This window comes from Lysobacter capsici (genome assembly GCF_014779555.2).
GTDB classification, from domain to species: domain Bacteria; phylum Pseudomonadota; class Gammaproteobacteria; order Xanthomonadales; family Xanthomonadaceae; genus Lysobacter; species Lysobacter capsici.
This window is the reverse complement of record NZ_CP094357.1, coordinates 3935620-3957417: the sequence shown is the minus strand read 5'-3', so window position 1 is coordinate 3957417 and position 21798 is coordinate 3935620. Positions and strand designations below refer to the sequence as shown.

At 59.5% G+C, this 21798-nt stretch carries 18 protein-coding genes and 1 pseudogene; 15 read left to right on the top strand and 4 right to left on the bottom strand.

The window, feature by feature from the left end:
• Positions 1-44: 44 nt before the first annotated feature.
• From IEQ11_RS16035 to IEQ11_RS16025, 3 genes are all read left to right on the top strand, one after another.
• Positions 45-425, top strand: a complete 381-nt coding sequence (locus IEQ11_RS16035; protein ID WP_191822891.1) for a hypothetical protein — start codon at positions 45-47, stop codon at positions 423-425.
• A gap of 74 nt (positions 426-499) precedes the next feature.
• Entirely contained in the window at positions 500-1024 is a 525-nt protein-coding gene (locus IEQ11_RS16030) for a hypothetical protein (protein ID WP_191822890.1), read from the top strand.
• Between the two features lie 93 nt (positions 1025-1117).
• The gene (locus IEQ11_RS16025) at positions 1118-1405 is read left to right on the top strand and encodes a hypothetical protein (RefSeq protein WP_191822889.1); all 288 of its coding nucleotides are present in this window, start codon (positions 1118-1120) and stop codon (positions 1403-1405) included.
• A 48-nt stretch (positions 1406-1453) separates the two neighbouring features.
• Here the strand turns inward: IEQ11_RS16025 and IEQ11_RS16020 are convergent, their stop codons facing one another.
• Entirely contained in the window at positions 1454-2467 is a 1014-nt protein-coding gene (locus IEQ11_RS16020; protein ID WP_191822888.1) for a phage portal protein, read from the bottom strand.
• Between the two features lie 75 nt (positions 2468-2542).
• On the opposite strand from IEQ11_RS16020, the pseudogene IEQ11_RS16015 reads away from it, so the two are divergent.
• The 4 genes and pseudogenes from IEQ11_RS16015 to IEQ11_RS16000 all read left to right on the top strand — a co-directional run.
• Positions 2543-2851: pseudogene (locus IEQ11_RS16015) on the top strand (phage tail protein); the annotation flags it as partial.
• On the top strand, positions 2848-3285 hold the full coding sequence (locus IEQ11_RS16010) for a phage virion morphogenesis protein (RefSeq protein WP_191822886.1): 438 nt from the start codon (positions 2848-2850) through the stop codon (positions 3283-3285). The pseudogene IEQ11_RS16015 and the gene IEQ11_RS16010, both read left to right, overlap by 4 nt.
• Before the next feature lie 68 nt (positions 3286-3353).
• Complete coding sequence (locus IEQ11_RS16005; RefSeq protein WP_191822885.1) at positions 3354-3938, top strand: hypothetical protein; 585 nt, start codon at positions 3354-3356, stop codon at positions 3936-3938.
• A 52-nt stretch (positions 3939-3990) separates the two neighbouring features.
• Positions 3991-4731 (top strand): C40 family peptidase, encoded by a 741-nt coding sequence (locus IEQ11_RS16000; protein WP_191822884.1) that lies wholly within the window; start codon positions 3991-3993, stop codon positions 4729-4731.
• Between the two features lie 17 nt (positions 4732-4748).
• Here the strand turns inward: IEQ11_RS16000 and IEQ11_RS15995 are convergent, their stop codons facing one another.
• Positions 4749-5423: a hypothetical protein gene (locus IEQ11_RS15995; RefSeq protein WP_191822883.1), complete on the bottom strand. Its 675-nt coding sequence runs from the start codon at positions 5421-5423 to the stop codon at positions 4749-4751.
• A gap of 244 nt (positions 5424-5667) precedes the next feature.
• Between IEQ11_RS15995 and IEQ11_RS15990 the strand changes: the two genes are divergently transcribed.
• From IEQ11_RS15990 to IEQ11_RS15965, 7 genes are all read left to right on the top strand, one after another.
• Positions 5668-6558: a baseplate assembly protein gene (locus IEQ11_RS15990; RefSeq protein ID WP_191822882.1), complete on the top strand. Its 891-nt coding sequence runs from the start codon at positions 5668-5670 to the stop codon at positions 6556-6558.
• Between the two features lie 533 nt (positions 6559-7091).
• On the top strand, positions 7092-7331 hold the full coding sequence (locus IEQ11_RS15985) for a hypothetical protein (protein ID WP_191822881.1): 240 nt from the start codon (positions 7092-7094) through the stop codon (positions 7329-7331).
• Entirely contained in the window at positions 7331-7552 is a 222-nt protein-coding gene (locus tag IEQ11_RS26030; RefSeq protein WP_191822880.1) for a helix-turn-helix transcriptional regulator, read from the top strand. Before IEQ11_RS15985 ends, IEQ11_RS26030 begins: the two co-directional genes overlap by 1 nt.
• Before the next feature lie 255 nt (positions 7553-7807).
• A complete protein-coding gene (locus IEQ11_RS15980) occupies positions 7808-9046 on the top strand; it encodes a tyrosine-type recombinase/integrase (RefSeq protein WP_043033702.1) in 1239 nt (412 codons plus the stop codon).
• Positions 9036-10196 (top strand): hypothetical protein, encoded by a 1161-nt coding sequence (locus IEQ11_RS15975; RefSeq protein WP_228464871.1) that lies wholly within the window; start codon positions 9036-9038, stop codon positions 10194-10196. Before IEQ11_RS15980 ends, IEQ11_RS15975 begins: the two co-directional genes overlap by 11 nt.
• A 96-nt stretch (positions 10197-10292) precedes the next feature.
• Complete coding sequence (locus IEQ11_RS15970) at positions 10293-17069, top strand: UvrD-helicase domain-containing protein (protein WP_191822879.1); 6777 nt, start codon at positions 10293-10295, stop codon at positions 17067-17069.
• A 14-nt stretch (positions 17070-17083) separates the two neighbouring features.
• The gene (locus IEQ11_RS15965; RefSeq protein WP_191822878.1) at positions 17084-17983 is read left to right on the top strand and encodes a 3'-5' exonuclease; all 900 of its coding nucleotides are present in this window, start codon (positions 17084-17086) and stop codon (positions 17981-17983) included.
• Between the two features lie 108 nt (positions 17984-18091).
• Here IEQ11_RS15965 and IEQ11_RS15960 read toward each other — a convergent pair whose 3' ends face one another.
• Both IEQ11_RS15960 and IEQ11_RS15955 read right to left on the bottom strand, forming a co-directional pair.
• A complete protein-coding gene (locus tag IEQ11_RS15960; protein ID WP_191822877.1) occupies positions 18092-19378 on the bottom strand; it encodes a YagK/YfjJ domain-containing protein in 1287 nt (428 codons plus the stop codon).
• 160 nt (positions 19379-19538) lie between these two features.
• Positions 19539-19844 carry a helix-turn-helix transcriptional regulator gene (locus IEQ11_RS15955; RefSeq protein ID WP_049406757.1) on the bottom strand — a complete coding sequence of 102 codons (306 nt, stop codon included), beginning with the start codon at positions 19842-19844 and terminating at the stop codon, positions 19539-19541.
• Between the two features lie 962 nt (positions 19845-20806).
• Here IEQ11_RS15955 and IEQ11_RS15950 point away from each other — a divergent pair.
• On the top strand, positions 20807-21763 hold the full coding sequence (locus IEQ11_RS15950; protein WP_191822876.1) for a DUF932 domain-containing protein: 957 nt from the start codon (positions 20807-20809) through the stop codon (positions 21761-21763).
• Positions 21764-21798: the final 35 nt, after the last annotated feature.

The window sequence follows — 21798 nt, the reverse complement described above, 5'->3', positions numbered from 1 at the left end:
TCCGCACGGCATGCGTGACCATTACTCTTTCAAGGATGACACCCGTGAGCGAAGAACCCGTCTTTGAGCTGCAACGCTTGATCGGTCCGGAGCTAGTTCAACAAAGCCTACTGCTGCGACTGCTAACCAAGGCCGGCATGTTCGATGTCGATGGCCCACGCAATACGATGTATCTGCCGATTTCCCGTGAGTTGGCAATTAAGTTGGGTGTTTCGCCTTACGCCGAAACGCCACTGTCAAGCTACACAGATGGTTTGATGGCCCAACTCGCCAAGATCGAAGCAACAGACGATTGGCAGGCCGCACTGGCTGGCGACGGAGTTGCGGCGCAGCGCGTGAGCGAGCAAGTTAACGGCCTGAGCGATGTGCTGAAAGTAGCGATCACCAACGGTGATCTTTACCTCGCCGCAACCGCAGACGGGTAACGGGTGCGAGGGAGGTTGAACGATGATTGCAGATAAATAACTGGCACCCGAAAATCCCGCCAACAGGACAATGTATGCATCGGTACTCAGAACTTGCCATGCGATGTGCCGCCCTTACGCAAGGCAATCTCCAAGAGGCGCGGGAACACATTTTAAGGGAGCTGCAAACCTCAGGGGCCACCATGCTAGTTAAGGCACTACAAGCGATAGAACTTCAACAGGCGATGGTCGCCGTTGGGATGGTTGCCATGTTCGACGCTGCGATCCAAGACGCATTGCAATGCCCCGATGGTTTCGTGGCGGGGATGAAGATTATAGAAGGCGCAGGCGATATGGACCTGGCACGAAAGTTCGACAACTTGAGGCTCGCGATAAACGTGCTGAAACACGGCGTCGGTCGCAGCCATGATGCGCTCCTACTCCGACAATCCGAACTTCCTTTTCGCGTCGGGGTGCCGGGTGTGGCGTTTGACGAAGGCGATGTCTCCGAAGTTAATACGTTAGTTTTGGCCGATGGGGCGTTTCTTGACTACTGTGCTGAAGTTGTCATCGAAGTTGCTGAACTAATCAACAGGGAGCGGCCAATGACTTTTCTATAGAAATCTCACATGTTTCCTGCGAGTGATGTGGGCTAAGGCAGTCATTGCGAAATCACGTAACAACAATCCAACCCTAATGAACAAGGTATCGAGATGACGCAGACAGCAGATGAATTCTTTGCGCAGGTCAATGGAACTCTGGAAACGATCACGCTCGCTTGCGGAATGCTGTTCGCGGCTCATCCCCACCGAGAAAAGTTGCTTTCGGTTCTCAATACGCTCGGGACGGTACATGCTGCCGCGGCCGAGAATGACACTCCGCAAGAAGCAGCATACAAAACAGGAATCCGAAAGACAGTAGATACATTGCAGAAGTCAATCGATACAGGGAACCAAGCGGCTGAACTAAGCGCGGCGAAATCGACCGGGCAGGTCCAGTAGTTGCGGGGTGTTTGTCGCTCACGCCGTGGTGGCCGCCCAACACAAACACTAGATTGGGCCGCCCAGATCATACGGAACGAAGCGCACCACTTCTTCGCCGAGCCATTCATTGATGCGGCAAAAGCGCGTTTGCAACGGAATCAACTCGTTGCGGGCGAACACTCGCGCGGCCTTCTCCACGTCGCCGAACCCGCCCGTATTGTTGGGCGGCATGCCCAGCAACTGCGGCGGCACGCGGTGCGCGGCCAAGATATCGTCCCGCGTTGCGCCCTTGATTCCCAAGAACTCATCGCGGGCAGCGACCTCGCTGATCGGGATGACTTGCACGCCGTCTTTCTTGCCGTTCGGCGAGTACAAGAAGAGATTGCGGAAATTGCCCACACCTTTGGCGTCCTTGAGCGCTTGGCGCATGGCGTCGATGTCGGCCTGATCTTGGGCCGCATCGTTGACGTACATGATGAAGCCTGCGTGGCTACCGTTGAGGTAATACTTTCGCCGGAACAGCGTTGCCGATTCATTCAACAGCGCGGACTGCAACGCGGCCACGTACTGCGGCACTCCGTACAGTTCCTGGTTCAAATCCGGCTCCATCAAGTGGAAGATGGTGCCCGGAACGAACTCGTGTTCGTCTTCCCAGCCCCGATTGAAGAAGTAGTGGCCGTCCTCGACGCCGCGTCGGGTATACCGGGCGAGCGCGTGGCGCAGCGAAAGCGGCTTACCGCTGCGTGCGTTTCGGCGTTCCAAGTAGCCGTTGCCAAGCGCGATCGTATCGAGGGCCAATTTCTCGAATTGCTCACTGCTGAGCAGCCGATGCGGTACGAACGTCGAAACGAGGATGTTGCATTTGGTGTGAATCGCCGAAGCGTGATGCGGGCTCGACCGGAATGCGCGCGCGAGTCCGTCCAGTGACACTGGCGGTTCGTACCAGCGACCAACCTTCGCGCATTCGGTGTGCTCCAAGAATCCACGACTGTCCAGAACGGGCACCGGATCGCCAAACGTGAACGCCTGCGCCTTCGCAGGCATCGGGGCGATGGCTTCGGTCGGTTGTACTTCGGTCATTCAAAACATCTCCACGATAGAGCGGTTGCGGGCGGTGACGCCCTCTAATGGTTCGTTGTCCAGCCGAGCGCGTCGTTTGAACTTCGCTATCGCTTGTCGCTGGTGTTGGTCGATTTCGTCGGTGATGCCGCGCGGTTGTTTCTGGCGGTGCTTCGCTGGGTCGCGGTGCATCAAGTCGACTTGATCGGCAACCCGGACCGACGCAGTGATTTGGCGTTTGAAGTGGACGTGATCGACCACGACCGCGCCGATGTGGAAATTCGCTTGTCGCTGACCGAGCGCATTGGCGTCGTAACAACCCCGGACGGCAGCGAGCAGGTCGTGCCGTGGGCGGAACCCATGTTTGATCCGATGGCCTGGGCGCACGTCAACGAGACCCCATGAGCGATCTGGACGCGCTGGAAGGCTGGGCCGCGCCGCTGATCGCCGCCCTAAGTCCGGCGGCGCGGCGCACACTGCTGCGTGCCCTGGCCGTCGATCTGCGGCGCTCGCAGCAAGAGCGCATCGCACGGCAACAAAACCCCGATGGCAGCGCCTACGTGGCGCGTCGGCCGCAACGCGCCGGCCATGCACGGCGCGCGATGTTTCACCGCATCCGGCAGGCTCGTTATCTGAAAGCAAAGATTATGCCGAACGGAGTGCAAGTCGGTTATCAAGGCCGTGTGGCGCGGATCGCACGTGTTCATCAAGAGGGTGGTGCAGAACAGTCGCGACCCAGCGGTGCCGTCGTGCGATATGCTCGGCGGAAACTGCTTGGCCTCAATGAGATGGATCGAGATAAAGTTAGGCGGGCACTGCTGTCGCGGCTTATTCCATAAAGAGACAGATAGAATGCCACCGCGTGGCGAATGGGTGGTTTGTCTGGACGAGAAGAGGGGAAAGGGACATGGATGCAAAACAGCTGATAGACATTAACCGTAAAGCCTTGAGCGAAGCAGAAGCTCAAGGGCTAAAATCCATCGGTGCTTCGACCCTGCATGAGATCTTCAACAATATTGAAGAGCACCTAGGGCCTTCTCAGCCGAGTCCGATTGAATTGGAAAAATTGCGATCCGATTTGGAGGGTAGCTTGGCCTACCAGAACCATGTCCACTCCTGGAACCTTGAAGGCTTCCGCCAAGTGATCGCGCTAGGACAGTCGACGCTTCAAAGCATTATGCTAATCAACGGCGGTGCTGCAGTAGCACTACTTGCATTTCTTGGGAACCTAATCAACAACAAATCAAAGTCTGTCTCACTGCTGCCATTTGCAGACGCTATGCAAGCGTTTGTAATCGGTGTTTTTCTGGCAGCTGCCGCATACGCAATCACTTATCTGAGTCAGCTTGCTTACGATGGGCAGAAGAAGTGGCAGCACCGAATTGGTTTTGGGCTTCACGTAGTGGCGGCAATGGTCGCCACAGGCGCTTTGGTGGCGTTTCTCTGTGGTTCGAACATGGCTTATTCAGGATTCGTAAGCTTCCGTCCGTGAATGGATTCAATATCGGCACTATCACAGTGTCTCTCAGATTCGGACAAATTCCATGATTTGGGCGTTGATCGATTTCTGTGGCTACAGACGGCGAGCGGGGCGATTCTCCGATGACTATAGAAAAAGCGACATGGGGGCTGCATTCCACGGCGAAATTTCCGAAAGCCTATTGAAGGTGCTCCGCCCCGGGGATGTACTGCTAGTCCAAACATTGGATTCGCCCATATCTTGGCTAATCATGTATCTCACAAACTCTGAGATAAGTCATGTTGCCATGTATGTCGGCAGTTCAGAGATCGTGCACGCCACGGATGCCGGAGTATTAGTAGAGCCTATTGAATCGCTTTTCGGTTCATCTTCTCGCGTTCTGGTCGGGCAGTGGGAAATGAGTGAAGCGGAGCGCTTAAATGTTGTGAAGCGATGTAGGAAAATGGTTGGAATTCCGTACGGATGGAGAGTTGTCTTCGTCAAGGGGTTGCGAATAGCAACGGCACGAGATCACTCTTACTTTCGCTGGAAGTTCGCGATTGACATCTGTATCACTCTGCTATTGCTCGACGTAATTCCTACGCTTTTATTGAGTGCGCCTTTCTTTTCGTGGGCGATTCCCGCATACGCAACTCTAATTTTGCTGAACTTAGTTGCTTCAAGGTTCAAGCCGCTCAAATTTAGCGAGTCTACCGCCAAGCCATGTGATGCGTTGACTATGATTAAACGTTCGGGCGGGCGCTTGCTGTTCGACGGTTTTCGGATAAAACAGCAGTATGAAGCGAACAAGGCATCTCCCGAGTAGTGAAACAACTGGTTCCACTACAAGTAGACGGTAGGTGGCGTGTCGTCGTCGTTGCGCCTTGCTTCAAGGATCCGCCGAAGTTCCACGAAGGGGAAGTGTCGAAGTGTCGGGTTGTCCACCCTAAGCGCGTTCAATCGCTGGCTCAAGGTTCTTTGATCGCCACCGAACTTTCGAAGGATCGTATTCAACGCCGCCGCGCCGCGCAGGTGGGGGACGGTGGGACGGCTTTCTACTTCGTCTCTAATCGTCAGCAGCACATCAGGCAGCGATGTCCTACGCCAGGCGATGCAAAATAAGCTGATGGCATCAATGAGTTCTCGATTGACCGGCGACCAGATAACCCGACCACCGTTTCCTTGCTCGCCCGTTCCGCGTCCCGATTCCGCACGGGGAGCGGCAGCCAATGGATCGAACAGGCGAAGCTTCGAAATCGGACGTCCGATCTGCCCCGACAGCTCGATTAGCTTTGCTGAACATCCGTCGCCTGCATAAGCGATATTCGTGCTGTTTCCCGTGCTTCGACTGCGCACATCAAACCTGTAATAGTTCGTGGTAAGAAGGTCGCCGCAACAGCACGTCAGCCGATCCCCATGCAAAAGACGCGTGTGCAAGATGGGAACTAGCTCCGATTCTTTCAGCCAAATCTCTTTCCTCTCGTTGCCTCGCCGATCTGTAACCGTGGGTAACGACATAAATTCCTCGTCTCTGGTCCGTTTCGGATAACAGTGCGCTAAATCGGCCAACTCCAATAAATCCGACTCAAGGTAGGGATCGCGCAGTTCGTTCCGTATCGCCGTCGCGACTAGGTCGTTACGCCCGGAGTCTACGCCCGGCCGTCTCACGCGGCGAGAATGTAAAAGCCGCATACACGCTCGACCTTGCTCGGGGAATCTACGTGCGTGCGCGAGTCTGTCCGAAGTTCAAACCGGACCGGCCATGTCTACCTTTACCGCCGTCGATCTGTCCCGGCTGCCACCGCCTGCGGTGGTTGAACCGCTGGACTATGAAACCATCCTCGCGCGCCAGATCGCAAAATTTCGCTCGCTCTATCCGGCGCACGAAACACTCGCCGAATCTGATCCGACGATCATTCACCTACAGGAGAATGCCTATCAGGAACTGATATGGCGTCAACGCGTCAACGATGCCGCGAAGGCCCGCATGTTGGCGTACGCCATCGGTAGCGATCTGGATCACATCGCCGCCCGCGACAACTTGTTGCGTTACGTGCTGGACCCGGGCGACCCGCCGCGCGGCATTCCGCCCACCTACGAGAGTGATGCTGACTTCCGCCGCCGCGTGCAGTTGGTGCCCGAAGGATTCTCCGTAGCTGGGCCGGAGGGCGCTTACATCCTCCACGCGTTGAGCGCTGATCCCAACGTTCTCGACGCCAGCGCGACCAGCCCCGCACCCGGCGAAGTGCTGGTGACCGTGCTCGCCCGCGAAGGAGATGGCATTGCATCGCCGGCCCTGGTGAGCGCGGTAGAACGGGTGTTGACTGATGACCGAATTCGGCCCTTAACCGATTACGTCAAAGTGCAGTCGGCGCACATCGTGCCGTTTGAGGTGCGCGCGACGGTCTACACTTTCGCCGGACCCGACGCGTCGTTGGTTATTGACGAGTCCATCAAGCGCCTGCATCGCTATGTGGAAGAGTCGCACCGACTCGGCCGCGACGTACCGAAGTCGGGCCTGTATTCGGTCCTGCATTCCGAAGGCGTGCAGCGTGTTGAACTGCATTCGCCGACCGCCGATATCGTGATCGATCGCACGCAGGCTTCGCACTGCGTCGTGGTTGATGTGCGCGTGGGCGGCATTGATGAATAGTCTTTTGCCACCGAACGCGTCTGCGCTGCAACGAGCGCTAGAAGCCACCAACGCCACTATCGCGGATGCCGCCCGCCACGTTCACGACCTGCGACGACCCGAGGCAGGCGGTGGGCATTTCATCGAGTGCGAGTGCCGGCAAACACCGAAATGCGCCGGGGTCGGCGTCGCACTCAGTGAGTGGCGCATCTTGAACGCCAAGCGGCGGACCTTGACGCGGCGCAGCGACCCCGCATTGCCCGCCGCACAGCCGACGCCCGTAGCGCTCGCGGGTGTTCTGCAATTCCCCCTCGCACTCGTCCGTGGGGGTTGAGCATGCGAAGGATCATGAACCGCTTTGGCGGCCGACATGCTCCACGGGACGCCGGGCCGGTATCCGCCCAACGAGACGACGGCGCCCGGTCGCCGTTGACGGTGGTGGCTCGGCGCTGCCACCGCTGCAATACCCGGCGGGCGGTCGGCGGCGGGCGGGTGCGGATCGTTCAGCAACGCGGATGCCGGGTCAACGTCTTTACCTGCGCGGAGTGCAGCCGATGAGCCGAACCCCGGATATCGACGCCGGGCAAGTGTGGGTGGCCCGTAAGCGGCGCACCCGCACCCCGTCGCGGCGGGTGGTGGCCGCGATCAACGGCCGTATCTGCTACAGCGCAGGCGGGGACGTGACTCGTTGGTGCCGGCTCCGCGCCTTCCTCGTCTGGCTGCGGCGCTACAACGCCGTTCGGACCGATCCCCGACGCCGTCGTGCGCTGTCGGCTTGCTGGCGAGGGGCGTGATGGCGTTAGCACAGAGCCGAGTGCCGGCATACGAACGCCTGTTGCGGCGCCAGGAGGTTGAGGCCCGCGTCGGGCTCAAAAAGTCGGCGATTTACCAGCGCATCGCAAAAGGAGCCTTTCCGGTGCCGGTGCCAGACGAAGACGGCACGAATGTGCGTTGGCTGGAATCGGAAATTCGGGCCTACATTGCGGCCCGAAAGCGCGCCCGAGATGCTGGGTAAGGTGATGGGTATGGAAGTCTAGAAAAGAAAAAAGCCCCTGAAAAACAGGGGCTTTTTCATTTGTCTGGCGGAGAGAGGGACTGCTCGGGCGATGCCCAACGGGGCCCAGCCGATCTCAACCTTTGAAAATTTTAGCACGCGGTTCAGCAACTTAGCTACAGCTGCGTACCAATCGACCCCAACGACACCTAAAGGAAGCAAACATCAAATGGCATACTCGATGGCATACCGGAAACAGGGGGGCCGAGGAAGGACATGGGATTGATCACGGATGCAAAGGCTCGCAGCCTGAGCCCTGGCGGTCAGGCTGTCCCGCACGGAGGCATAACTGGCCTGACGCTGCATCCGTCGCCCTCACAGAAGGGGCAGGGTAAGTGGGTGCTGCGCTACGTCAGTCCTGCCACGGGCAAGCGACGCAACGCCGGCTTGGGTGCCTACCCCGAAGTTGGGATTGCTCTGGTGGGTAAACTGGCGCGAGAAATGCGCGAGCAGATCGCGAGTGGGCAGGATCCGTTGGAGGTTAAGGCGGCTGACCACGCTAAGCCGAAGACACCGACCTTTCAGGAAGCAGCGGAGCTACTCCACGCGGAACTAAAGCCCGGGTGGAAGAATCCCAAGCACGCACAGCAGTGGCTTAATACGCTGACTGAGTACGCGTTTCCACGGATTGGCTCCCTTCCCATCGACCAGTTGCAACCGCGGCACGTTGCGGATGTCCTCCGCCCCATCTGGCTCGACAAGGCAGAGACGGCAAGTCGCGTGAAGCAACGGCTACACGCGGTAATGGCGTGGGGTTGGGCGCACGGATTTAACCAAGCCAACCCGGTCGATGTCGTAACACATCTGCTTCCGCTGCAGCCGGGAAAGTCTGTCCGGCAGGAGCATCAGCCAGCAATGCCCTGGGCGAAGCTTCCATCGTTCGTGAAAGCAGAACTTGCAGGAGCTGGCGAGTACGAAGTCACGCGAAATGCTTTGCTGTTCCTGATCCTGAATGCCAGTCGTTCCGGCGAGGTGCGCGGGATGACGTGGGCGGAAGTGAACCTTCGCGCGAAGCTGTGGACGATTCCTGCTGCTCGCATGAAGGCCAAACAGCCTCATCGAGTGCCATTGTCGGAACAGTCCGTCAAGCTGCTCAGGCGCCAGGAAGGCCATCACGACGAACTTGTCTTTCCCTCTGTGCAGGCTCGTTCGGTCATGTCGGACATGACGCTCACAGCCTTGTTGCGGAGAGCGAACGCACCGAGCGACACGCCTGGGCGTATTGCGACCGCCCACGGGTTCCGCTCGAGCTTCCGCGACTGGTGCAGCGAGCAAGGCTATGCCCGTGACCTGGCAGAGCGGGCGTTGGCGCATACGGTCAAGGACAAGGTCGAGGCCGCCTACCACCGCACAGATCTCTTGGAGCAACGTCGTCCGATGATGCAGGCCTGGGCCGACTTTGTTCACCCACCTGCAAAGAAGCCCAAGAAGGATGCCTCGCCGCATGACGCCTGAATCGCCAGCCATTCGAGTTCGGCCCTTAGCCAGCATGCTTGACGGGAACGACCCTGTTGAGTTCGTTCACAGGCTCCTTGAGGCTGGATACGACAGGTTCTACGTCAAGGTCCCGAAGGGATTTCGGGTCAGCCTTCTCTCCATTGACCCCTTTCCTCCTGGGTACCAGCTTCTGTGGCCCCAGAAGTCAACCCAAGGTCCCGTGCGGGCTGATGGCAATCAGGCCCAGATACGGTATTTGCAGCTCGATACATCGCAGTTGCGTGACGTTCTCGAATATCCCCCCATCGCATTGCACCAATTCAGTGCGGGAGGTCTGGAATCCGCGTTGACGCACGATGGCATTCCTTCAATCGATTTCAAGTATCGAAAGGGTTTGCTGGGTTTCCTTTTGCCCACCGAGCGGGCCATCGCCGACAAGGTGCCAACCGAGTTTGATGCCAGCTCGGGTGCTCCTGTGGTCGTGAAGACGTTGAATCGCATCAGAAGCCAGTATTCGTACATTCTTCACGGGGTCAGTTTCAAGGATGTTTTCGTTGAGGCGCCCGCACTTAGTGACGCCTTGGAAAGCACGCCGACTGCTAAGGATGTGCTTGTGCCAGCCTGTGGAGATGCGCCGGATGACCCCTATGGGCTGAAAGATTCGTCGTCATTGGTATACGAGATCCTCCGCAAAGCCTATCGAAATCGAGGGAGGGCGCGCAGTGAGATCGATGCGCCATCGCTTGCGGCAGAATTTCGAGAGTTGAATGCCGGCTACATGAAGAATCCCAAGCCTTTCAACGACGGTCGGCATGAGTTCGCGGCGACGCTCGCCAACCCCGGCTACAACTATTCGTCCGAGGGCCTTGGGGAGATTGATCTTCCCGAAGAGGCCGTAGAGGTTCCGGCGGATACATTCCTCGATCAGGATTTCATCAATCACAAGCTCAGAAAACTCCTATATGCCGCCTGCCGTTGGAGTGGTGCTAAGGAACCAGGACTCGGCGGCGATCGGGAAAAATTGGTGGATCTCTTGGTTGGTCTTGGCTTCTTTGACCGGGAAGACAGTGATCAGGTGCAGTCGTTGGTTTACTTCATCACCGGTGAAAAGTACCGGCGCAACAAGCACAAGAGCGACTTTAGGCACATCCGCAGCGATCGAGGGTGACGCCAAGCCGGGGATGGGTAACGCGCACACCCGGTCATTTTCCATTTCGCCAAGACTTTGGGAGACGCGTGTGTGCCAGCAAGGGGATGAACAATCATGAGCACGCTGGCCGACCAGCTGAAGACATTGGGCTTACAGCCGACCGAGCGAGAGGTTGTGGACACTAGGAAGACCAATTCCAAGACCGGTGGTCGGCCGCTGGGATCTGGTAAGAAGCCACAATCTGATGAGGGAATGCTCTTCTTGAAGCTGCCACGCTTCGGAACTGTGGCCAGGCTCGACGAAGAACGGGGCTTCGGCTTCATCTCTGGTGGCGCGCGCGAGGACGTGTTCTTCCACTTCAGGGGATATCCGGGCCGGCTACCTGACGGAAAAAAGCTTCCCCCTGTGGGATCGCAGGTGCTTTTCATTACGGGCAGCGACCCACGGCGTCCACACGAGCCCAAGAAGGGTGCAGTCTTGTGGGCGCCCGTCGAAATCTCTTCAGCTTCGCTAGGGAATGCGCCCACGGATCAGACATCTGTGGACGCTTTGCGGCGCAAGCGCCTAGGTGAGTTGCCGCGGGATGCGCTGTGGGGCCTGTTTGAAACAGCGTGGTACGCGAAGCCGTGGGGTGGAAATGCGCCGGCGCCCACCGACCTGGAAGACGAGGTACTGGGACAGGTCGTCTGCGAACGTCTGGCCGAGATGTCGCCGGCTGATCTGGAAGCACATCAGGTCAGTAGCCGGCTGGCGAAGTCGCACTACCAGTTTGCTGCCTGCCTGTCGCCAGGCAGCCCGGCTTGCGCGTTCACGCGGATGCTGGAAGTGTTCGAGCCAGCACAGCTGGCCGTGCTGGGGACACCAAACCCCTCGTGGATTCAACGCCAGAGGCTTTCTCCGGACGCCCGCTCCCGCCTCCTTGAATGGCACCTGCTCAGCCGGGCCTCGTCGGAACCGCGTGGCAACTGGGAGTCCTGTTTCCCAGGAGCCGAGGCATCCGAGGTCGAGCTGGCAACGCGTTTCCTGGCCTACGACATCCCGCGGGATGCGTTCATCGATGCTTGGCTGGACAGGATCGTGCGTAACGGATTGCTGTCCGAAGTACAGGCTGAAGCGTGGGCGGACCGTAATCTCGATCTATCGGTTTCGCTGTTTCATCGACTTCCAGCCGCGCGCCAGGTTTCTCTGGTGTCAGGGTGGCGGAAGAATCCGGCAGGGCTGGACAAGCAACTCCAACAGGAACCATCACGTGCAAGGACGCTGCTTACCGCTGCGTCACTGGCGTTTGACCTGGAAACCGACGGTAAGCGCATCTGGGAAATCGGCTGCGCACGCAACGGACAGGCCAGCCTTCTTCACGATGAGCGTAGCGGGACCGACCTGGATGTGGCCATGGCCGACCTGGGGCAGCGAGTCCACGCTGCGCCATTGGTGGTAGGTCACAATGCCCTGGCATGGGACTGGCCGATTGTTGCCCGCCACATCGCGCCGACTTCGGTGCCATTGATCTGGGACACGTTGCTCATCGGGTACCTTCTGGAGCCGCAGGCGGCGTCGCACGCGCTCGGTGGGCGGCATCATGCGGACCGGGATGCACTTGACACTTTGCAGCTGTTCAAGCGACAGCTAGAGGGCCTGCCTGAAGATATTGCACGCAGGGTGTTGATCGGCGAGTTCACCGATTCTGCCCGACTGCTGGATGCGGTCATTGAGGCCCAGCGGGGCGTCCGCGATTTTGCCCGCGAGTTCCCGGGCTTCATGACCGCGGAGGGAACCTCGCCTGCAAAGCTGGTCGTCGTGCCCGAGAGCAGGCTCGGGGAGATCGACTGGGTTCCGGGCGCGTCGGTGGTCTCGGCGGACCCCAGCGAAGGGCTGGCGGCCGAGTGGCGGGAAGTTGACGTTGCCTTGCTTAAGAAGGCCCTGCCGGCAGACGCCGCGTCCGACCCGGCTGCTCGGGTCCTGGTGGCTGTTGGGGAGCTGGCTGCCGCGCAGGGCATCGCGCTGCGGCGGAACATGATTCCGGTCTGGCTGCTTGAACGTGACGCCAGCCTGCGGTCGGCGGTCGACATGGTGTGCGTAGTGCCGAAGGCCGGTTCGGGCTGGCGTATCGCGTCGTTGCCCGCCAGCGTTGACTGGTGGGCCAGCAGGGATCCATCGTCATGCGTGGTGACCGGGCTCAGCGATGATGTTCTCGTGCTCGATCGACGGAAGGTTGCGCAAAGCGATGTTGCGCAGACGCTGGGTGAAATGCCCGCAGCGCCATTCATGCGTATCGGTGAAACCGGATCTGCGTTGCGATGGTTGCTCGTCGACCGTGCCGCACACGTGCTCGACTCCCGAGGAGGTCTGGCTGCATTCACGACGTTCCCCGTCAGCGATGCGGCGATCGTTCGTGCCGAGGGCGCGCCGGTTCCGTCATGCCGTCCGAAGGTTGCAACGCGGCGCCATCACGTGTTGCATCCGCGGGCCGAGGACCAGGGCAGCTACTGGGCCGAGGTGCTTCGTACGTTCAAAGAAGTGGCGACGTTTGGAGCGGGAACCGTTCCGATTCTCCTGATTGCGAGTACCCAAAGCGAGGCGCTGCGTGATCTGTTGACAGTTGGGCTGGCGGAGATCGGGCTTGGCGAGGTGAAACCGGAACACCGCAGCCAACGTGAACACATGCTTCGCGCCTCGAGTGGTGGCCTCGCGCTGGTCGACGTGGTCGACCAGTGGCCCGTCTGGCAATCGCTTGCCCAGTCGGCAGGCGTGGTGCTGCAACCTGTGGTCGAGGCACTGCCGATCGAGGAGTGGCATGCCTGTGCGGAGACGCGCACTGCCGCGCAGGCAGGTTGTGATTCTGGGCAAAAGACCGAGAAGGCGGGCGGCGCCACCGTCGTTAGTGGTGCTGCTGTACTTGAGTCTGCGCCTGCCTTGTTGCGGGCCCGGTTGCATGGATGGATGGCCGATGTGGGGCTGTCAGCGTCGCAGCTCCCCACCATCCTTATTGATCCGCGCGTGGGCGACATGGCCAAGGGGCTGTCGAACTTGGCGGACTCGTTCCAGCTTGTGGAGACGCCATTCCTGGCTGAGCAGGCGCAACGGTTGGAGCTTGTGTTGTCGCCGTTCAAGCTGGTGCGAGAGGTGGCTCCTTCCGGCATCGAGGCTATGGAACGCTTCCTGGTGGCGAACTGGCAGCCTCGAAGCGGGGGCGGTGGGAATCGCGTCACCGGCTTCAAGCCGTCGCAGAAGATTGCGATGGAAGCCATCTGCGAACGCTCCGCTAATGTTCTCGTCTCGTTGCCGACGGGCGAGGGCAAGTCGGTGCTGTTTCAAGTTCCCGCGCTCTGCCGTGGCCTACGCAATAGACGGCTGACATTGGTCATCTCGCCGTTGAAGGCCTTGATGCGGGATCAGGTGGAGCGCCTGCGGGAGCAGGGTTTCTCCGAGTCAGTCGACTATCTGAGCGGTGATCGACCGCCCAGCGAGATCGCCGAAGTGATCCAGGGCGTACTCGATCATCGCATCGTGCTGCTGTATGTCGCGCCAGAGCGGACACGCAGCAGTGTTTTCCTCGATGTGCTTCACAAACGCATGCAAGCTGACAAAGGCTTGGAGCATGTAGTAGTGGATGAAACCCATTGCGTGAATCAGTGGGGATACGAGTTCAGGCCGGACTACTTTCATGCGCTGAATCTGTTGCTGCGCATGTGTCGTGCAATGGATTTGAGTGAGCCGACGCCTTTCCTGTTGCTGTCGGCAACGATCACCGCGTCCGACAGGGTCCGTTTGCAGGCCGTCATGTCCGGAGATTCCGGAGAGACGGGATCTCCACTGCCGCTCTTGGCAAGGCCGGACTCGTTCTCCAATCCATTGCGAACGCATATTGCCGTTGAGCCGCGTCGTGTGCGTGGCATGCTCAACGACCGGCGGAACTTTGACAAGGCACTGGCGGAGCGTCTGCCTCACATCGAAGAAGCCGTATCGGCGGCACGGCGCAACCGGGCGTCGACGGGTCAACGTAGTGCCGTCATAGTTTTTGTATCCAGCCGATACCACGCGGAGGTCGTGGCGCAGCGGCTTGCCCGGGCCACCAGCGGTCAGGTCGACTACTACCATGCGGGCTTGGATGCAGGCTCGCGGGAAGAGATCTACACGCGCTTTCTTGACGGTGACCTTGATGTCCTCGTGGCGACGAAGGCCTTCGGCATGGGCGTGGATATTCCGGACATCCATTGGGTCGTGCACCTTGCACCGCCGGGATACCTCGAGGACTACCTGCAGGAGGTTGGCCGGATCGGGCGCGGGGAGCGGGAGCGTAAGAATGCGCAGCTCGAAAAGCTTTCCGCCACGCTGCTATTCTCGGATCAGGACTTCGAGTCGATCCGGGGTTTGCGGGCGCGCAGCGCCCTATCCCTTCCAATCATCAGGGATCTCCACGAAAAGGTGTGCGAGCACGCATACCAGGTGGATGGCCAGCAGCTCGCGATCGTTCCTGCCGAGGGCTACGGCACGCCACAGAACCCCGTGGGGCAAAGTCCGGCCGCCAGACGCGCGGCCGCGACGCGAGTCAGAATGGGGCTGTACTGGCTCGAACGGGCCGAACGCGTCCGCCTGTGCGGTTCCGTCCCGGATCTGATTGAGGTGACTGCCTACCCGTCCTCGCTTGAGCGGATATCCCAGGAGGATGGTTTGGCTGCTGAAGTAGCCGGTTTGATTCTTAAAATTGGTTCGGTGGACACTTCGCTTGCAGGTGCATCCCTTGGAGGCGGCTCCGTTTTTGGCGCTTCTCCAACCCCGGCAGGACTTCTCGGCGGCACGATCGACGTGCTCGGACGGCTGTTTTCCAGCTTGTCCGACACGGTGGGCATGCTGTTCGATGGCTCGGCAAGAACTCCGGCGCGGTCGCTTCCAAGCCCACGTCCCGCACACGCCGGGTTGTCGAGCGGTGAGGCCGCCACGGCAAAGACGGTGATTCTCAATCTCTCCCAGATCAAGCTGCGCAGCAGTGCGATCAAGTCGATGGGAGATGTGCTGGCAGTCCTAGGCGACCTCGAAAAGCGTGGGGCTGTATCGCTGAATCGCGAGATTGACGTTGTTCCGCGCAAGCTTGCATCTGAGCCATCCACCAAGATCAGCGAGCTCTTCCAGTACGTCGATGGCGGAGTAGCCGAACTCATACGCCGGCTCGCGAAGAACGGGCGAATCGAGTTCAATCCGTTTGAGATGGTCGAGGACGTAGAGGGGCCGCGGGTCGGCGATGACAAGCGCCGGATGTATGAAAGATTGTTCATTAACGGCTTCAGAAGCCTTGCGCGTGCATCCGGAGTCAAGCTTCGCCAGCTGGTTCGGGCCGACGATAAAGTCATCTGGGAGGCAGTGCTTCCGCGGTCGTCATGGTCCAAAGCAGATTCCAGACGGCAACGTTTCCTGCAGGGGGCGAAGTCCCTGTTCGCGGCCGTCGCAAACCAGAGATCGATCCCGATTTCGAAACTTGTGGATCAGCTACGTGCCGGAAGCCATGACGGCCGTTTCCGCGAATCCGACTTGAACAAAGTGGCCGCGCTCTTGTCGGCAATGAGCCTTGTCAGCATTTCGCCGGAGTTGGTTCCGCTGTCACATGTCGTAGCAGTATCCAATGTCGATGGCAGGCTTGAGGATCAGGCGGATATCTGGGACGAGCTCAGGCAGGTCAATGAACTTGCAGAGGCACGAAATCTGGCAATGGAGGTGTTCGCAAACGTGAACACGGATGCCCACCCGGTCTTCATCGAAGGGTATTTCGATGCCGCTGATGGCCCTGCGATCAAGCAGTTCCTTGATTCGCAACTGGGTGAAATAGTCAGCGAGGATCGGGACGGCCCCTCCACCTTGCTCTTGGAGATGCAGGAGAAGCTCCGCGCCACGAAAGCGGTTGAGTTCTTCGAGAGATTCAGGGGCTCGGAAGAATCAGCGCAATGGGAGGTGGCCAAGGCGCCGTTTGATCAGCACATCATGGTCAACGCGGGTCCCGGGGCTGGCAAGACCTTTGTCCTTGTAGGAAGAATCGCGCACCTGATCCGGGAGCAGAACATCGATCCCTCGCAAATCATCGTGCTTGCGTTCAATCGCGCAGTCGTCTTTGAGATCAGGCGACGGATTCGCGAGCTGTTCAAGTCGCTGGGCTATGCAGCCTACGCGGGGCGTCTGCGGGTCTCGACCTTCCACTCGCTGGCTATGCGGAGCCTGGCGCGGGAGGGGGTTGAGATTACTAGAGACAGTGTGCAAACCCTGCTTTCTGATTTTTCCAGTCGGCTGTCGAAAGATCCTTCGTTCGCCCAGAGGGTAGCCGGCGGCGCACGTTGTGTCCTTGTGGACGAATTCCAGGACGTGACGGATGACGTGTATCAGGTCATCAAGTATCTCCACTCCGGCAGCGGGTCTAGGGCAGGGGTCATGGTGATTGGTGACGACGACCAGGACATCCTGCGCTGGCAGCGGAAGAATGATGGTAGTGCTCACCAGTTCTCCGAGAAGTACTTTGATCAGTTTACGCACGATTTCGGGGGAGGAAGTTTCCAGGAGTTCCTGCTGGGCGTGAATTTCCGATCTGGCGAGAGCATTGTCGAACGCAGCCAGTTGATGATCTCAGGGTTCTTCGAGCGCACGAGCCGCTCCCGGCGTCTGAAGTCCTCCCGGTTGAGATCACGTGCGGGAGCCAGGGAAGGGGCGTGCCAGGCGATCGAGTGGAGCGGTCGAACGTGGGGCGAGGCGGTAGAAGGCACTGCAGCTTTGCTAAAGGACCTGACCGGCCGCGAAGGCGAGTCGACCGCCGTGCTCTGTCGTTCGAATGCTGAGGTCGCTGAAGCGCACAGACTGTTGAGCCAGGCGCTGCCGAAATTGAGGGTGCAGGGGGCGCCAATCTGCGCGTAGCCCAGCTGAGGCACGTGGCGCTCTGGTTGGACCATCTTCGGGAGGCTGCTGCCAAAGGCGACGCCGCACTTTCAGAGGATTTGCGGCGAGAGATCTTCAACCGGACGGTGCAAGCTGGAGGTGTTCCGGAATACTCCAGGCCGGCTACGTCCGACGTCACGCTGGACGATCTGTGGGAGCTGTGCTGCCGCGAGCGTTCATTCCCCCATCTTTCCTCGCTCGTTCAGTTTGTCGATGAATTGAGAACCGATGAACTCGTGCGGTTGCTGGGGACGGTCGATGAAGCGTCAACGGCAGTAGTTTCGACACTGCACAAGGTGAAGGGGCTTGAGTTCGACAACGTAGTAATTCTGCCGTCGATGATTCAGTTCGGCGTTGCAGGGTGGGATCGACTGGGACCGGATCTCCAAGGCGATGCCGCGGAAGAGGCGCGGCTGCTGTATGTGGGAATGACCCGGGCCAAGAGGAATCTGACGTACTACCGCGGTGATCGCGAGCGGAGCTGGGGAAGGAAGGATCCTGTGCCGTATGACGGCCTGCGCACAGACGGCCAGGTGTTGATCGGTTCAATGGAGGATGTCTCGCTCGGTTGGGCCATGCAACGCAACGCATTCAACCCAACTCCGGGTGAGTGTCAGCGCTATATCGAGACTGAGGTCGCGATAGGTGATCCAATCGTGCTTGGCGGCCGGGGGGGCGGTGCGTTCAAGTCCTTCATGCATCGAGGGAGTTCAGGACAATTGACACAGGTCGGCTTTCTTGCGAAGCAACATGCAGTCGGCGGACCGAATGCTTCGCTGAAAGTCAGTGCGGTCCTGCGGTTCCGGCCGGACTCAATCGACGAGACGCTGGCAGACTGTGTTCGTGATCGTGGCTGGGGGTACGTTGTGCTTGTTTCGGGGCGCCTCCGCTGAGGCTCGCTAGATTCCTAGCAGCGTAACCACGGCTCCTGCGTGCTCCCCGGGGCGTGTCAAGAGAAAGGGCCGGCAAGCCGGCCCTTCGTCTGGAAGCTAGATTTGAGGTCACTTTTTCAACAACTCTCGATCAATGGCTGAAGTGTCCAGGCCGCTGCTCCTGGGCGCGCCACGGCCGCTGTGACCCTTCGGCATGATTCCCTTGCGCAGGTTGCGGATCCCCTTCTTGCTCGCGGTGTCGGCGTCCTCCTCGCCTTCCTGGGACTTCGGCGGACTGGGTTTGAGCTGCGTTGTTTCCTTGCACAGGTATTCGATCGCCAAGCGCAAGCCGCGCAGCTTGTCTGCATCGGTCGGATGGATCAGGCCCAGGCAGTTGAAACGGTACTGATCCATCCGGGTGTAGCAGTTGAAATAGCTTGCCTTGTCCTTCTTGCCCGTCTCGCCGGCATCCACGCCATCCTCATAGTCCCCATGACCGCAGCGGCGGACCCAGTCCTCTCCCACCATGCGGGTTAGGTTGGCGGCATCGCGATGCTTGTGCCCGTCCAGGACAATGAGGGCGTGAAAATGGATGCCGCGATCGATCCCGTCCTCGCGCTTGCTGATGTAACCGAGGACGTCCGGTACGATTCGATTCTCGCGTAGGGCGCGCAGAAACCTCGCGTAGTGTCCGTCCGCTTCACGGGTGTAGCCCCAACCCTTGAACGCCGGCCGGAAGTAGAGGTCGATCCGTAGGATAAGCAGTTGCGAACGTCGCTGGAACTGGGCTTCCAGATACTCGCAGCAGCTCGCGATGTTCTTCTCTTCGTTGCGCTTGTAATTGTCGACTTTGTCCTTGTATGCCTGGCTCCGACATGACGCGCGGATGGAGGAAGCCGCGCTCTCGACAATCTCACGCGTTCGTGGATCACTCATCACCGGATCGCCGTTACGGTTCGTGTGGGTCAGGAGCTCAGGCGACCACCGGTCGACGACATTCAGGATAACGGTCAGTGGCGGGTTGAAGCGGTGGTGCTTGTAGTACTCCGCACTGTCTTGGTTGAAGCCCCTGCATACGTTAAAGAACGCCTTGCCGATCTTGGTCAGCTGATAGCGGGGCTGTCCCCTTCGATCATGCGTAACTTCAACGGGCTGGTCGTCGCTCCGGGCGATGGCGTCGACCAGCCTCTCCGCTCGGAGTAGCCAGTAGATGAAGTCGTGCTCGTGCCCTATCCAGGTGAGTCCGTAGCGTTGACTGGTCTTACGTACGAAGAGGTGGTGGTCCTGCTCTGCCGGAGGCATCTGGGTGGCCTTGGGCTGGAGCGTAATGGGAAGGTCGGCCATCTGCTCCTTAGGCAGGTCACAGTCGAAGGTAATTGCCTGGGTGTGCGAGTTGGACTTATCGATCTCGTTCATGTGAATGCTTCTCTGTTAAGTGCTGGTTGATTTGCTAATAGGATAGAAACCGGAATTCAGGCGGAATCGATGGGCCCGCTTCTCCGTGTCTAGAAACTAAAAACCCCAAGGAGCTTGGGGTTTTTGTGTGCTGAGCTGCTGCGTCGACTTAGTGAGCTCGTTACATTTTGCGGGCACTCTCCATGCGGCTTTCCAGCCACTCGTCGACGACGTATTCGATCCAGCCCTTGGCGGAACTGCGCGAGCCGCCAGCGCCCAGCGGAACCGGGCGCGGGAAGGTCTCGTCGTGCCATCGGCTCGATGGGTTCAGGCGGTTATCGATGGTGCTCTCGGAGCACGAGAGCTTCTTCGCCAGGTCTTTCTTGCGGAGGACTCGCTTGGAGCGCGTCAGCGTGGGCGCGACGCCCCCGGTATCGGTGTCTTGCGAATGGGTCGTATGGGTTGAACAGTTATAGTGAAGGCTCATAACGCGATCTCGGTGCAGCGACAGGCCCCTTGCCTGTCTGCGGGCACGATGCGCTTTTGCTGGGGCGACGCATAAGGAGCGGAAAACTGAGATCGGAGGGAAAAAAGGTGGGGAAATTGATCGCTGCACGGGCATCTGGCCGGCGGTTGTGACCGAACGCGCGGGCGATCGAGGCCAACCCCCTGGGGAGGAACCAACTTGACGCCCCAATCTGGCCCAACTGACTGTGTTTCCGCGCTGACGGCGCTGGAAGGTCGTAGTCGAGCTAGCATTAGGTTCGGACTGTCGATCTCGCTGGTCCTGGTCGGCCGGACGGCAGAACAGCAGAACAGCAGAACAGCAGAACAGCAGAACAGCAGAACAGCCCAGTGTCGGGGTCGTCTGAGCCTTGGCGTGTCCGTATGGCTCCACTAAAACGACTTCTCCAAAGGAGATGCCAGCGACGGGGTTCCCGGGCAGGTTTCGGCAGTTTCGGCTGGAGGGGCAACGGCCATGCCGACGAGCGGGAGTGCTTTTACATCGGCGTCCGTGCTGCAGGCCATGCGACAGCCCTTGGCTGGGGGCGCATTTCAACCGGGCACGCTGGATCTGGGTGAGAATTTCAGATGGGGTGCCTGGCGAAGGGGCTAGGCCTCGAATGCGCTTGGCCTATCTGAGCTACTTTTGCGCGCCTCGCGTTGCCGCGATTCAAAATTTTCTCAAACCCTTAATACCTAATTGAAGCGGGAGGTCCTCGCTTCACGTCTGAGCGCTACGTCCCAAGCGCTTACGGCAAGGTCAGAGCCATGCGCGATGACACCAAGGAGACGATTGTTCAGCTTGTAACGCTGGCCGCTGTAATTCTGGTTGGCCTGCTGACTAAGCGAGATATTCGCCTTCCCTGAGCCAGTGTCCTGGCAGTAGAAGGCCCGCCTTTACCGGCGGGCCTTCTACTTTTGTGCCGTCAACCGAATGGAGTTCCCATGTATCTAGTTCAATCGATGGCCTACGCCGGCGAGAAGCCGTGGCATGGCCTGGGCAACAAGCTGGCACACCACCAGCCGATCGACGTCTGGAGGGAGCAGGCCGGGATGGACTGGGAGGTCGAAGAGTCCGATGTGCGCTACATCACCGGCAGCAACAATGTGGGCATCATCAACGCCTTCCCCGAGCAGAAGGTGCTGTACCGCTCGGACACGAAAGCGCCGCTAGCCGTCGTCGGTAAGCGCTTCAAGGTGGTGCAGCCGGGGGAGGTCCTGGAGTTCTACCGCGACCTGACGGCACATAGTGGCTTCGAGCTTGAGACGGCCGGCGTGCTCCGGGAAGGCCGTAAGTTCTGGGCACTGGCGAAGACCGGGCAGAGCACCGTTCTAAAGGGGCGCGACCGCGTGGACGGATACCTGCTGCTGGCCACGGCGTGTGACGGGACGCTCGCTACCACCGCCCAGTTCACATCGGTGCGAGTGGTCTGCAACAACACGTTGCGGATTGCGCTGGGTGGCGCCAGCGGTGCGATCAAGGTGCCGCACCGCAGCCATTTCGACGCGGGCACGGTGAAGCGGCAGCTCGGCATCACCGTCTCGGCTTGGGATGGTTTTGTCGCCCGGATGAAGGCGCTCGCCGAATGCCCGGTGGATCCGGACTCGGTGGACGGGCTGCTGCGCCGCGTGCTGACCTACCCGGTTGCAGAGGGCAAGGGGACCGTGGTCAACGAGCAGGCAATGGCGAATGCCCGGGCCTTGTACGAAGGCGGTGGGCGCGGGGCAATGCTGGCCTCCAGCCGAGGCACCGCCTGGGGCCTGCTCAATAGCGTCACGGAGTTCGTGGACCACCACCGCCGCGCACGTAGTGACGACCACCGTCGAGACGCGGCGTGGTTCGGGCAAGGTGCGAAATTCAAGCAGAAGGCCTGGGAAAGCGTCTTGGAACTGGTGTCCTGAGGTTCCCGCCCTTGTCCAGCACGTCATAACGCCCG